Source organism: Pseudomonas sp. MWU16-30322, assembly GCF_020515535.1.
GTDB lineage: Bacteria > Pseudomonadota > Gammaproteobacteria > Pseudomonadales > Pseudomonadaceae > Aquipseudomonas > Aquipseudomonas fluorescens_H.
In genome coordinates, this window is record NZ_JAIWYL010000003.1 from 409,970 (window position 1) to 423,172 (window position 13,203).

The 13,203-nt window shown below is 62.3% G+C and carries 14 protein-coding genes; 6 read left to right on the plus strand and 8 right to left on the minus strand.

What is annotated here, in order from left to right; all coding sequences use genetic code 11:
• Positions 1 to 27 precede the first annotated feature (27 nt).
• From asd to LCH64_RS07670, 3 genes are read right to left on the minus strand one after another with little or no spacing between them, the layout of a single operon-like run.
• Positions 28 to 888, minus strand: a complete 861-nt coding sequence (gene asd / locus LCH64_RS07660; RefSeq protein WP_003221083.1) for an archaetidylserine decarboxylase — start codon at positions 886 to 888, stop codon at positions 28 to 30.
• Entirely contained in the window at positions 888 to 1,721 is an 834-nt protein-coding gene (gene rhdA / locus LCH64_RS07665) for a thiosulfate sulfurtransferase (RefSeq protein ID WP_226499894.1), read from the minus strand. The genes asd and rhdA overlap by 1 nt, the downstream gene beginning before the upstream one ends.
• 42 nt (positions 1,722 to 1,763) lie before the next feature.
• Positions 1,764 to 3,302, minus strand: a complete 1,539-nt coding sequence (locus tag LCH64_RS07670) for an HDOD domain-containing protein (RefSeq protein ID WP_226499895.1) — start codon at positions 3,300 to 3,302, stop codon at positions 1,764 to 1,766.
• Between the two features lie 166 nt (positions 3,303 to 3,468).
• Between LCH64_RS07670 and motA the strand changes: the two genes are divergently transcribed.
• Positions 3,469 to 4,320: a flagellar motor stator protein MotA gene (gene motA, locus LCH64_RS07675; RefSeq protein WP_007952169.1), complete on the plus strand. Its 852-nt coding sequence runs from the start codon at positions 3,469 to 3,471 to the stop codon at positions 4,318 to 4,320.
• 3 nt (positions 4,321 to 4,323) lie between these two features.
• The gene (motB, locus tag LCH64_RS07680) at positions 4,324 to 5,400 is read left to right on the plus strand and encodes a flagellar motor protein MotB (protein ID WP_226499896.1); all 1,077 of its coding nucleotides are present in this window, start codon (positions 4,324 to 4,326) and stop codon (positions 5,398 to 5,400) included.
• 52 nt (positions 5,401 to 5,452) lie between these two features.
• On the opposite strand, the gene LCH64_RS07685 is transcribed toward motB, so the two are convergent.
• From LCH64_RS07685 to rsgA, 4 genes are all read right to left on the minus strand, one after another.
• The gene (locus LCH64_RS07685; protein ID WP_003221092.1) at positions 5,453 to 5,944 is read right to left on the minus strand and encodes a toll/interleukin-1 receptor domain-containing protein; all 492 of its coding nucleotides are present in this window, start codon (positions 5,942 to 5,944) and stop codon (positions 5,453 to 5,455) included.
• Positions 5,944 to 6,903, minus strand: coding sequence for a caspase family protein (locus tag LCH64_RS07690; RefSeq protein ID WP_226499897.1), 960 nt, complete (start codon positions 6,901 to 6,903; stop codon positions 5,944 to 5,946). The genes LCH64_RS07685 and LCH64_RS07690 overlap by 1 nt, the downstream gene beginning before the upstream one ends.
• Before the next feature lie 2 nt (positions 6,904 to 6,905).
• Positions 6,906 to 7,313, minus strand: coding sequence for a TIR domain-containing protein (locus tag LCH64_RS07695; protein WP_003221095.1), 408 nt, complete (start codon positions 7,311 to 7,313; stop codon positions 6,906 to 6,908).
• Positions 7,314 to 7,525: 212 nt separating this feature from the next.
• A complete protein-coding gene (gene rsgA / locus LCH64_RS07700; protein ID WP_003221096.1) occupies positions 7,526 to 8,557 on the minus strand; it encodes a small ribosomal subunit biogenesis GTPase RsgA in 1,032 nt (343 codons plus the stop codon).
• A 107-nt stretch (positions 8,558 to 8,664) separates the two neighbouring features.
• Between rsgA and orn the strand changes: the two genes are divergently transcribed.
• Both orn and LCH64_RS07710 read left to right on the plus strand, forming a co-directional pair.
• Complete coding sequence (gene orn / locus LCH64_RS07705; RefSeq protein ID WP_003221098.1) at positions 8,665 to 9,207, plus strand: oligoribonuclease; 543 nt, start codon at positions 8,665 to 8,667, stop codon at positions 9,205 to 9,207.
• Between the two features lie 206 nt (positions 9,208 to 9,413).
• Positions 9,414 to 10,025, plus strand: coding sequence for a trimeric intracellular cation channel family protein (locus LCH64_RS07710; RefSeq protein ID WP_047290974.1), 612 nt, complete (start codon positions 9,414 to 9,416; stop codon positions 10,023 to 10,025).
• A 91-nt stretch (positions 10,026 to 10,116) separates the two neighbouring features.
• On the opposite strand, the gene queG is transcribed toward LCH64_RS07710, so the two are convergent.
• Positions 10,117 to 11,181, minus strand: a complete 1,065-nt coding sequence (gene queG, locus LCH64_RS07715) for a tRNA epoxyqueuosine(34) reductase QueG (RefSeq protein ID WP_226499898.1) — start codon at positions 11,179 to 11,181, stop codon at positions 10,117 to 10,119.
• 63 nt (positions 11,182 to 11,244) lie between these two features.
• Between queG and LCH64_RS07720 the strand changes: the two genes are divergently transcribed.
• The gene (locus LCH64_RS07720) at positions 11,245 to 12,744 is read left to right on the plus strand and encodes an NAD(P)H-hydrate dehydratase (protein WP_226499899.1); all 1,500 of its coding nucleotides are present in this window, start codon (positions 11,245 to 11,247) and stop codon (positions 12,742 to 12,744) included.
• A complete protein-coding gene (gene tsaE, locus LCH64_RS07725; protein WP_103485508.1) occupies positions 12,732 to 13,202 on the plus strand; it encodes a tRNA (adenosine(37)-N6)-threonylcarbamoyltransferase complex ATPase subunit type 1 TsaE in 471 nt (156 codons plus the stop codon). Before LCH64_RS07720 ends, tsaE begins: the two co-directional genes overlap by 13 nt.
• The last annotated feature ends 1 nt before the right edge of the window (position 13,203 follow it).

A 13,203-nucleotide genomic window follows, 5' to 3' on the forward strand; every position in this document is an offset into this window, starting at 1 on the left:
GACGTGTGAAAGGGCGGATCAGCCGGCTCAGGCAGTCGGCAGGGCCAGGGCCTGGCCCATCTGCACTGGCGAACCCGCCACCAGTTCTTCAGCCCACTTCACTTGATCCGGGCCGAACAGCACGATCGCCGTCGAACCCAGTTTGAAACGCCCCAGTTCCGCGCCTTTTTCCAGATGAATCGGCGCACGGGCGGCTTCGTCGTAGCGGAAGGTTTTCAGTTCGCGCTTCGGTGGGGTGACCAGACCGGCCCATACGGTTTCGATCGACGCGACGATCATCGCGCCGACCAGTACCACGGCCATCGGCCCGCGCTCGGTGTCGAAGATGCACGCCACGCGCTCGTTGCGGGCGAACAGCTCCGGGACGTTTTCGGCAGTGGTCTGGTTGACCGAGAAGATCCGGCCCGGGATGTAGACCATTTCGCGCAGAGTGCCGGCCAGCGGCATGTGCACGCGGTGGTAGTCCTTCGGCGACAGGTAAATGGTGGCGAAGTCGCCGCCCATGAATGGCGCGGCATTGGCGGCGTCACCGCCGAGCAGTTCCAGCACGCTGAAGCTGTGGCCCTTGGCCTGGAACACGCGACCGTGTTCGATCGGGCCGAGCTGGCTGACGGCACCGTCGGCCGGGCTGAGGATTGCGCCCGGGGTCTGGTCCAGTGGCCGCGCGCCGTCTTTCAGGGCACGGGTGAAGAACGCGTTGAAGTGCTCGTAGGCGGTCAGGTCTTCAACCAGTGCTTGCGACATGTCCACTTGATAACGCTTGGCGAACCACTGGGTGAAGGCATTCTTGAACCAGCGCACGCGGCACTCGGCAACGCAGCCGGCCAGGCGCGACAGCAAGTGATGAGGCAGCAGGTACTGGCTGAGGATAAACAGACGCTCTTTCATTAGTTGTCCTTAGAACCTTGAATCTCGACAGGCGTATCAGGGTGGTTGCCCCATTCGCCCCAGGAACCGGCGTAGCCCTTGACCCGCGGATAACCGAGGGATTTGGCCACCAGATAAGTGAAGCCCGACCGGTGATGGGTCTGGCAGTGGGTAATGATTTCTTTGTCCTTGGTGATCCCGAGGTCGTCGAGGATCTGCGGCATATCCGTGCGAATCCGCAACTGACGCGCCTTGTCCATGCCGGCGGTCCACTCGAAGTTGACCGCGCCGGGGATGTGTCCGCCCTTGGCGGCCAGCACCTTCTCGCCCGAAAACTCCAGCGGTCCGCGCGCATCCCAGATCGCCAGATCGGCGGCGCCGAGACGGCTTTGCAGGTATTCGCGGGTGGCCGTCGGCTCGTCGTGCAGGGTCAGCGCCACCGGGCCGCCCACCGCAGGCGGAACCTGGATCGACATCGGCATACCCGCTTCCAGCCACGCCGGCAGACCGCCGTCGAGGTAGTGGTACTTGTCGTGGCCGATCACGTCGAGCAACCAGATGAAGCGTCCGGCCCAGCCACCGCCTTCGTCGTCATAGACCACGTAGACCGCGTCCTGGCGATGGCCCAGTTCACCGAACAGGGTTTCCAGATCGGCCTTGGCTGGCAGCAATCCCGGCGCCGGTGGCTGGCCGAGCTGGGTGCGCTTCGGATCGACAAAGCGTGCGCCTGGCAGATGGCCCTCCGTATAGCGGGCGGCACTGGTCAGGTCCACCAGAATCAGTTCGCTGGCATCCAGCCGAGGGAGCAGGTCGCTCGGTTCGATGACGAGCGGCAAGCCAGAGAAGTCAGACATGTGAGGTCTCCAGAGCACAAAGGGGGGGATTGTAGCGCAGCCTCATCGGCCACGGCTGCTAAAGCTGTGCAGGGCCTTTTCGATGCACTGCGCGGTTTTGCCGAAAGCCTGCACGCTGATGTCGGCGAACGGCCCACCGCCCTGGTCGGCGACCACGATCATGATCACCCGGCCGTTATTGACCAGCGAGCGCAGGAACAGGTGTTCGCCGCGGAACAGTGTGCGCAGGCCTTGCGGCAGCAGCGCGGAGAATTGCGCGTTGTTCTCGGGGTTGATCCGCACCTGTGCCTGCTGCGCGAGCAACCGTTGCAGAACTTTGCTCTGGCTGACGACAAAATTCAGCGCGGCGGCTTCCTTAGGCAAACCGAAGGTCTGGTGCACCCGCAGATTGGACTGCGTGCGGTCGGCCATCAGAATCATCACCCGGCGCATGCCACTGGCGACCAGCGCATCACGCGCAGCGACGGTCAGGCTCATGGCATTGGTGAAGCGGCTTGGCTCGGCCAGCAGTTCGGCGCATTGCCGGCGCCATTGAGTCAGATCCTCGGCACTCGGCGCGGCCGCCGGCAGCATCCCGGCCGGCAACCGATGGGTGCCCCACGGCCATAATAATGAAACGGCCGGGTGCCACAGATCGGGCATTGCATGCTGGCGCGCACTGTTGGCCGCTTGCTGGTGCAACTGCTGCTGCACTTCGTCCATCGAGATTTGCAGATAAAGGCTGGTCAGGTACTGCCAGCGCTCGCTGTGCGGACTGTCCCAGGCCTGTTGCGCCGACAGCGCCAGGCCGTTGGCCAGCAACACGGTGTTGGCCGGCTGGTTGAGCCAGCGGCGCAGGGTCGGATCGTCGTCGAGGCGATTCTGCTGGCGCAGCGGATGCTTGCTGTCACGGGCGATGCGCAGGACTTTCACCAGTTCGCGCTGTTCGCTGAGCAGCAGTTTATAGCCTTGCTGCACCCAGATCGGCAGGTGCCAGACCTGGACCAGCGCCTCGGCGATCTTCAGCAGGCGCACGCCAAACAGTTGCTTCTCGACGACCGGGGCCGATTCGCCCTTGTGGATAACCCGCACTTCCCACTCTTCGAGCAATTCTGGAAACGTCAGCGCCAGCGGCCATAGCGGCGAGAGAAACAACAGGCTGCCCCAATGAATGTCCTGCCACAGCCGCGCCAGGCGACTGGCGAAAAAACCGTTGGCCTGTTGCGTGGCGTGCTGGCTGATCATCTGCAGTTGGCGCAGCGCCTTGGGGATCTGCATCTGCGGTTCGACGGGAAGACGCGCGAGCAATTCTTCGGTACGCGCAAGGCCCAGACGGTTGATCGCCACCTCGAGATTTTCCGCCGGTGCGGTCATCGTGCCGTGGGTGTGACGATTGGCCTCACGGATGATGCTCAAGGCCAGCGCGGGACTGTCCTGCATCAGGTCGGCGATGTCGCGCAGCGAGCTGCGGTTGTCGCGGATCGCCCGGCAAACCTTGTCGTGAGCCTCTTGCGGCACGGGCAGGCGCACGCCATCGAGCAGCTTGACCCAGCCCTCGAGCGTGGTCGGTTTTACGTGTGGGACGTTCGTTTCATTAGCCATGTCTGGACGAGATCTTCACTGACTGTAGACGCGCCCGGCATGGGCTAAATTGGCTTTTCGCCTGAACTGGCTATAGTCTGGCGCAGTTTTGCCGATAAGTAGAAGAAGAGATTTTTTAACTTCCGAATATGACCTTGAACCCGACTCAGTAAGTACTTTCCTACCTATGGCTAAAATTATCGGCATCATCGTCGTATTCGCGAGCGTGCTCGGCGGATACGTGCTCTCCCACGGCAAAATTGCCGCCCTGATCCAGCCTTTCGAGGTGATGATCATCGGTGGTGCGGCCCTCGGTGCATTCCTGCAGGCCAACCCCGGTTACATGACGATGCACGTGCTCAAGAAATCCCTGAGCATGTTCAGTTCGCGCTTCAGCCACACTTTCTATCTGGAAGTGCTCGGCCTGATCTACGAGATCCTCAACAAGAGCCGCCGCGAAGGCATGATGGCCATCGAAGGCGACATCGAAGACGCTGCCGCGAGCCCGATCTTCGCCAAGTACCCGGCCGTGCTCAAAGACGAGCGCATGACCGCGTTCATCTGCGATTACCTGCGCATCATGTCCTCCGGCAACATGGCTCCGCATGAGCTGGAAGGCCTGTTCGACATGGAACTCTACAGCCTCAAGGAAGACCTCGAACACCCGTCCCATGCGGTGAACGGTATCGCTGACGCCATGCCGGGTTTCGGTATCGTCGCGGCGGTACTGGGTATCGTGGTGACCATGGCTTCGCTGGGTGAAGGCGATCAGAAATCCATCGGCCTGCACGTGGGTGCGGCACTGGTCGGTACCTTCTTCGGTATTCTCGCGGCCTACGGTTTCTTCGGGCCGTTGGCGCACTCCCTGGCGCACGATGCCAAGGAAGAACTGAACGTCTACGAAGCCATCAAGGCCTCGCTGGTGGCTTCGGCTTCCGGCATGCCGCCATCGCTGGCCGTGGAGTTCGGGCGCAAGGTTCTGTACCCGGCGCACCGTCCAAGCTTTGCCGAGCTGGAACAAGCCGTTCGCGGTCGTTAAGCCATGGAAAATAATCAGCCGATAATCATCAAGCGCGTCAAGCGCATAGCCGGTGGGCACCACGGCGGGGCGTGGAAAATCGCCTTCGCCGACTTCGCCACGGCGATGATGGCGTTCTTCCTGGTGTTGTGGCTGCTGTCCACCGCAACGCCTGAGCAGAAGATCGCCATCGCCGGTTACTTCAAGGATCCGGTCGGCTTCTCCGAGAGCGGTACGCCGTACATCATCGATCTGGGCGGCACGCCGACCCTGGCGCCGGAAAACACCCTCAACCCTGAAGTGAAGTCGCAGCCGCAACCGGACAAGGTCACGGTCGACACCGAGCAGGTCGAAGGCATGGCCGAGCAGGTCGAGAAAGAGCGCCTGGAACTGTTGCTGCAAGAACTGCAGAACAAGGTCAACGAGAACCCGCAACTGCAGAAGTTCAAGGACCAGATCCTGTTCGAGATCACCCCGAACGGCTTGCGCATCCAGATCATGGACGCCGAGAACCGGCCGATGTTCGACTCAGGTTCCGCACGCCTGAAACCGTACTTCGAAGACATCCTGCTGGCCATGGCCGACACCATCAAAGCGGTGCCGAACAAGATCAGCATCAGTGGCCATACCGACGCCAAGCCGTATACCGGCAGCGGCGATTTCGGCAACTGGGAACTCTCGGCCAACCGTGCCAACGCCGCGCGGCGTGCACTGGTTGCCGGCAGCTATCCGGACGGGCAAGTGGCGCGGGTGGTGGGTTATGCCTCGTCGGCGCTGTTCGACAAGGAAGATCCGTTCAACCCGGTCAACCGCCGCATCGACATCGTGGTCCTGACCAAGAAGGCCCAGGCCGCCATCGAAGGCTCGCAAGGTGCCGAACCGGCCAAGCCCGCTGCCGAAGGTCAGAACGGCGCCGCTCCGGCAACGCCGGTCGATCCGAACGCGCTGCCGGCAGATCAGCAACCAGTGCCGGCGCACGAGTTGCGTGAACGCCTGAACCTGTTCGACGACGCCGCACCGAAACCGGCAGTGCCGGGGACTGCGGCGCCCGCGCCGGCGGCTCCACCAGCCGCCGCACCGGCCCCCGCGCCGAAGCAGTGACCGACAAAAAAGCCGACAGCGATGTCGGCTTTTTTGTGGCTGTCGATTGACCTCAGAACCCGCGACGAATCCGGTTCTTCAGCCCCTCATGGAACATCTCGGCATTGATCTTGTTGGCGCTGCGCGTCGATTGATTGCCGGTCACCGAGTCGAGCGTCATCGAGCGTTTGATCGTGCCTTCGCTGCGATAGGCCTCGATGAAGAAATCGACATCCGTGGGCGTGCTCAGCTTCGGCCACTTGTCCAGGTATTCCGGCAGCTGCGCCGGCCCGGTGCGAAACGAGCAGATCCGCCGGTTGCTGATTGTCGCTTCGCCGATTTCGAACGGCACCCACCACGACAACGCGGTTTTCTCCGACACCACCGCCAGCAGGTGCGTGCATTCGGTGATGTTGCGCGTGATGACCCCGGTGATGTCGTCGGTGGTCTGCGATTCCGGGTCGAGCACGTCGAGGTAGGTCTTGATGTTGGCCTGCATCAATTGGGCATTGATCGCCATGGCTTGCGGGCGATCCATGTGGCGGTAGCTGATGAATACGGGCATCAGAAGTGTCCTTTTATGGCGAGTTCGCGGTAATAGGCGCCGAGCGCCGTGAGACGGCAGCCAGTGGAGTGAATGGCCGCGTAATACATGTGTTCGGCGTCGACCGGTTCGATCAGGCTGTGGCGGTTGCACTTTTGCAGTTGGGCGAAGACCTCGCCGTGCTCCGGGTCGAATGTGGCCTCGGTGGGTTCGTAGCTGGGGTCGAGGCGGAACGTCGATTCGGCTTCGGCAAACCATTCCGGCAGTTTGCGCAGGATCTCCTTGGGGATCAGCGGCGAGACTTCGCGCAGGGAGATGAACTGCGAGACGTTGGTCTTGAACACCGGGCGCTGCTCCCAGGCATCGAGTGCGTTGTCGACGAAGGAATACAGGCTGCCCGGTGTGATCTTGCCGAGGATGTTCGCCGCACCGCCGTGCAGGGCCTGCAACAGCAAACCGGTGAACACGCCGTGTTGCGCACCTTCCAGGGCCGGCTCTTCCTTTTTGCAGGCGGTCAGGATGGTCATGCCTTCGCCGACCACGCTGCTTTCGCTGCGCAAGGCACGCACTTCGCCGGCCGCGCCGCTCTGGCAGCAGTCGAGGATGATCACTTTGTTTTTGATTTTCGTGGCTTTGGCGGCCCAGTTGAGAATGTCGCTGATGCGGATGCCGTCCTTGGGGTTGCGATAGTCCTGCGGCAGGAGCATGCCTTCATCGTTGTCGCTGTCGAAGCCGCCGTGCCCGGCGAAGTACAGCAGGGCGACGTTGCAGTCGCCGGAGAACAGCTCGCGAATCTGGTCTTCGAGCTTGCCTCGGCCGAGGTCGTCTTCAGCCGAGGTCAGCACCACATTCTTGAAGTTGGGGTCACCGTTGGCGTCGGTTTTCAGCACGGACGCCATGGCCATGGCGTCGTTGCAGCAACCGCTCAAGGGCGAAACGTGCGAGTAGTGGTTGATGCCGATAAACAGTCCCTTGCGCATGTTTACACCGCCGTGTGCTGACGGATCGCACCGATGATGCTGTTGGTGTTCCACGCGCACTCGGCGTGGGCCGCCTCACGTACCACCGTGGAAATGCGCTCGGCGCCGAACGGCTTGATTGCGATGATCACTTTGCCCATGCGTTTGGCGATCTCGATTTCCTTGTTGATCCACTTGCTGTAGGTCGAATACATCCCGGCCATGATCAGCACCGCCGAGCACGGACGAATCTTGTTTTCGATGGCTTCCTCGAGCTGCTTGTCGGTCTGCGCGCCCATGATCGGGTTGTGCGGCGGCACGGAAAAATTCTTGAAGCTGAAATCTGCCTTGGCGCCGAGCAGGCGCACCAGATTGTCGTGGGCGTGGGCGTAGTTCCACGAATGGCTGATGAACAAATGGTAGGTCTGCATGGGGTTCCTCGAAGGTCGCGAAGGTGCGAAGGAACAACCCAATTTAGGCATCTCTAAAGTGCCCGCAAGGTCTGCGCGCGGAAAGAGAAATGTCCTGCAGGCAGGCGCGAGCAGGCCTGTCAGAAAGGTCTGACGTTTAAACGGTCGGGGGATGTGTCAGGCGTGGTCCGACATCCGGCAGCCCTCGGACGAGGGACTGCCGGTGCAGATGTTTAGTAGCCGTTTTCCGGCAGGCTGGCGATGATCGAGCGGTAGCTGTTCATCCGTTGCTGCTGCACGCGGCCATCTTCCAGGGCCTTGAGCAGGGCGCAACCCGGCTCGCGATCGTGCTTGCAGTCGCGGAAGCGGCAGGTGCCGAGCAGGTCGTTGAACTCGATGAAGCCGGCTTCGACGTCGGCGCGGCTGACGTGGCCCAGGCCGAACTCACGGATACCCGGGGAGTCGATCAGCTCACCGCCGCCAGGGAAGTGGAACAGGCGCGCGGTGGTCGTGGTGTGCGTGCCCTGACCGGACAACTCCGACAGCGGGCCGACACGGGTTTCGACTTCCGGCAACAGGCTGTTGACCAGCGACGACTTGCCGACACCGGACTGGCCGACGAACACGCTGATGCGGCCGTCGAGCTGCTTCTGCAACTGTTCCATGCCGTTGCCGTGATGCGCCGAGACTTCCAGCACCGGATAACCCAGCGTGCGGTACACCGCCAGCAGCGCGTTGAGCGCCGGGGCGTTCTGCTCGTCGATCAGGTCGAACTTGTTCAGCAGCAGCAACGGGCGGATGCCGGCGTGTTCGGCGGCGACCAGGTAGCGGTCGATCAGGTTGGCGTGCGGTTCGGGCAGCGGTGCGAAGACGATGACGATCATGTCGACGTTGGCAGCGACTGGCTTGAGCTGGCCACGGCTGTCCGGGCGGCAGAGTTCGGTGCTGCGCGGCAGTTGCGCGACGATCACCCCGATGCCCTGGTTGCCGGCGCGCCAGACCACCCGATCACCGGTCACCAGTGCCGGCAGGTTGGCGCGCAGGTGGCAACGGAAAACCTGGCCGGCCTGTTCGCCGTCCACGGCCTCGACTTCGACCTGCACACCGAAGTGGGCGATCACCAGGCCGTGTTGCTCGGGGCCCAGGTCGCCGCCCTCGAGGGCTTCGACCGCCGAGGACTCGCGTTTGGCGGCGCGCGCGGCGCGCTCGCCTTGAATCTTTTCGATGCGCCAGTTTTGACGACGATTGAGTTGGCGTTTGGCCATGGGTGTTCCGTCTGAAGAATGCAGCGATTAGGTAAAACGGCCGCGAGTTTAGCACGCCCGGGCATCGGCCTAGGCTAAACTGCGCAGCATTGCCTAGGAGCCCGAATATGCAAAACCCGCAGAACCTGATCTGGATCGACCTGGAAATGACCGGTCTGGATCCGGAAAACGACGTCATCATCGAAATGGCCACCATCGTCACCGACAGTGACCTGAACACCCTGGCCGAAGGCCCGGTAATCGCCATTCACCACAGTGACGAAGTGCTCGCCCGCATGGACGAGTGGAACACCCGCACCCACGGCAACTCGGGCCTGACCCAGCGTGTGCGTGATAGCCGTATCAGCATGGCCGAGGCCGAGGCCGAAACCATCGCTTTCCTCGAGAAATGGGTACCGAAGGGCAAGTCGCCGATCTGCGGCAACAGTATCTGCCAGGACCGCCGCTTCCTTTATACCCACATGAAGGCGCTGGAAAGCTACTTCCACTACCGCAACCTCGATGTGTCGACGCTCAAAGAGCTGGCCGCACGCTGGGCACCGGACGTGCGCGACAGCTTCAAGAAGGGCAGCACTCACTTGGCACTGGACGACATCCGCGAGTCGATCGCCGAGCTGCAGCACTACCGCAAGCATTTCATCAAGTTCTGATTGAGGGGGGGGGCTGCCCTGACGTCTTCGCGAGCAAGCCCGCTCCCACAATTTGGAATGCGTTCCCCCTGTGGGAGCGGGCTTGCTCGCGAAGAGGGCGTCAGAGTCCCGTAAGATTCAAGTCAGAAATGCATCCCGGAGCGCGCCCCCTTCTGGTGCGGCGCTGAAATGGCTAGACTGCGCGCCTTCCTGCCAGGACCGCCGCCATGTTGCTGATGCTCTATCTGATCGCCATTACCGCTGAAGCCATGACTGGCGCGTTGTCTGCCGGACGGCGCGGCATGGACTGGTTCGGTGTGGTGCTGATCGCCTGCGTCACCGCGCTGGGTGGCGGTTCAGTGCGTGACGTGTTGCTCGGGCACTATCCGCTGACATGGGTCAAACACCCGGAATACCTGGTGCTGACCTCGGCCGCCGCGATGCTCACCGTGTTCACCGCCCGCTGGATGCGTCACCTGCGCTCACTGTTTCTGGTGCTCGATGCGGTCGGTCTGGTGGCGTTCACCCTGATCGGCTGCATGACCGCTCTGGAAATGGGCCACGGCATGCTGGTGGCCTCGGTCAGCGGCGTGATCACCGGGGTATTCGGCGGCATCCTGCGCGACATCTTCTGCAACGACATCCCGCTGATCTTCCGCCGCGAACTGTACGCCAGCGTCTCGTTCGCCGCCGCGTGGTGCTACATGCTCTGTCTGTATCTGAATGTGCCGAGCGAGCAGGCGATTCTGATCACCTTGTTCGGCGGCTTTCTGCTGCGGCTGCTGGCGATTCGGTTCCACTGGGAAATGCCCAAGTTCGTCTACAACGACGAGCATTAATACATTTCTCTGTAGGAGCTGCCGCAGGCTGCGATCCTTTGATCCTGTCTTTTAAAAATCAAAGTCAAAAGATCGCAGCCTGCGGCAGCTCCTACAATTGACCGTGCTGTTTCAGCGCCCACTCGACGTGTTCACGCACCAGCTCTGACGGATAGTCACGGCGCGCCTTCAAGGCTTCCAGTACTGGAATGCTCGACGGCGCGTTGCCCAAGCCGACTGCCAGATTGCGCAGCCATCGCTCGTAACCGGCGCGGCGCAGCGGCGAGCCTTCGGTGCTGCTGAGAAATTTGTCCTCGTCCCACATGAACAGCTCGGCCAGTTCGGCGTTGTCCAGGTTGTGCCGTGGCTTGAAGTCGCTTTCCCCGGATGGCCGGGCGAAGCGGTTCCATGGGCAGACGATCTGGCAGTCGTCGCAGCCGAACACGCGGTTGCCGATCAACGGGCGCAAGTCCTCGGGAATGGCGTTTTTCAGTTCGATGGTCAGGTACGAGATGCACCGTCGGGCGTCCAGCACGTACGGACCGACGAAGGCGTTGGTCGGGCAGATGTCCAGGCACGCCGTGCAGCGCCCGCAATGTTCGGTGCTGTGCGGTTCGTCCACCGGCAGCGGCAGATCGACGAACAGTTCGCTCAGGAAGAAATAGCTGCCGGCCTTGCGGTTCAGTACCAGGGTGTTTTTGCCGATCCAGCCCAGTCCGGCCTGCTCGGCGATGGCTTTTTCCAGCACCGGGGCACTGTCGACGAAGGCACGGAAACCGAACGGGCCGATCTCGGCCTGAATCCTGTCGGCCAATTGCTGCACGCGTTTACGGATCAATTTGTGGTAATCGCGGCCCAAGGCATAACGCGAAACGTAGGCCTTCTCCGGTTGCGCGAGCATTTGCGCCATTTGCGTGTCGCCGGGCAGGTAGTCCATGCGCAGCGAAACCACGCGCAACGTACCCGGAACCAGTTCCTCCGGATGCGAGCGTTTGCTGCCGTGGGCGCCCATGTAATCCATTTCGCCGTGGTAGCCGGCGGCGAGCCAGCGCTCCAGGTGCTGCTCATGCTCGGCCAGGTCCAGACCGCTGATGCCGACTTGCTGGAAGCCCAGCTCGCGGCCCCAATCCTTGATCGATTGGGCGAGGGCGGGAAGATCTGTGGTGATGGCGGACATGAGGCGAGAGAAACCGGAGCTGAGGTGCGTATAATTCTGCCAGACATCGGAGCCCGAAGACGCATGCCGCACACGAAAGATGAATTACCCGACGCGCTGTATGGCGCTGCACAGGTGGGAGCACTCGAAGCGCGGCTGATCGCTGCGGGCACCACGGGCTTCGAATTGATGCAGCGCGCCGCGCACGCGACCTGGCGCGCATTGGTGCGGCAATGGCCGTCGGCGAACGAAATGACCGTGCTGGCCGGGCATGGCAACAATGCTGGTGATGGTTTTCTGATCGCCGCGCTGGCGCACCGGGCCGGTTGGGCGGTGCGGGTGCTGGCCGTCGGTGATCCGCAACGCTTGCAGGGCGACGCTGCGCAGGCTTATGCGCAGGCACTGAGCGATGGCGTCGCCGTGCAGGGCTGGACCGCGCAATTCGAGCTGCGCGGCATTATCGTCGATGTCTTGCTCGGCACCGGGCTGGCCGGCGATGTGCGCGAGCCGTATGCCACTGCGATCAAGGCGATCAATGCCAGTGGCCTGCCGGTGGTGGCGGTGGATATTCCTTCGGGGCTGTCTGCCGATACCGGGCATGTCCGTGGCGTTGCGGTTCACGCCGACCTTACCGTGACCTTTATTGGCTTGAAGCCCGGCCTGTTCACCGGTGATGCGGCGGATCAGGTCGGAGCGCTGGTGTTTAACGATCTGCAAGCCGCTGCCGACATCTACCGTGACATTCCTGTCAGCGTCCTGCGTCTCACGACGGCTAATCTTCCGCGACTGGCTCCGCGTGCGCCCACTGTGCACAAAGGGCGCTTCGGGCATTTGCTGTTGATCGGCGGCGATCAGGGTTTTGGCGGGGCGATTCTGCTCAGTAGCGAAGCGGCCTTGCGCAGCGGCGCCGGCATGGTGTCGCTGGCGACCCGTCCGGAACATGTCCCGGCCGCGCTGACGCGGATGCCGGAAGTCATGGCGCTCGGCACATCGTCGGCCAATCAGTTGATGGGGCTGCTGGAAAAGGTCTCGGTGCTGGTGGTTGGTCCGGGTCTCGGACAGGCGAGTTGGGGCCGGGCGCTGTTGTCCGCTGCCGCCAATGCGCCGCTGCCGCAGGTATGGGACGCCGACGCGTTGAATCTGCTGGCGAGCGGTTTTGTCAGCCTGCCCGGGAATTGCGTGATCACTCCGCATCCGGGCGAGGCGGCGCGCCTGTTGGGCGTCAGTACCGCTGAGGTGCAGGCAGATCGCCCGGCCGCCGCGCGGGCGTTGTGCAAAAAATACTCGGCCGTCGTCGTGCTGAAAGGCGCCGGCAGCCTGATCGCCCATCCCGATGGGCGTCTGGCGTTGTGTCATCAGGGCCATCCGGCCATGGCCGCTGCCGGCCTTGGCGATGTGCTCGCCGGGTTGACCGGGGCGCTGCTGGCGCAGGGCATGGACGGCTACGATGCCGCCTGCCTCGCAGTCTGGCTGCACGCCAATGCCGGCGCGCAACTAGGTAAATTCGGCCGTGGGCTGGCGGCCAGTGATCTGATTCCAGCCATTCGTCAGTTGTTGGAGGAGCATGCACCGTGTCTGAAGTAACCCTGTACCTGGCCGATGAACAGGCCATGAGCGACTTTGGCGCACGGATCGCCCGCGTTACCCAGGGCCATGGCCTGATTTTTCTCGAAGGCAATCTGGGCATGGGTAAAACCACCCTGTCGCGGGGCATCATTCGTGGGCTTGGGCATGTCGGCGCAGTAAAAAGTCCGACCTTCACTCTGGTTGAGCCCTACGAGATCGGCGACGTCCGTGCCTTTCACTTCGACCTGTACCGCCTGGTCGATCCGGAGGAGCTGGAGTTTCTCGGTATCCGCGATTATTTCGAAGACGATGCCCTGTGCCTGATCGAGTGGCCCGATAAAGGTGCAGGCTTTTTGCCAAAGCCTGACCTGACCATTACCATTACCCCGCAAGACAGCGGCCGTTCGCTGAAAATTTTGTCCCAGGGCGCGCGTGGTGAGTCCTGGTGTGCCGCTTTGGCATTGGAATCCAATTAAA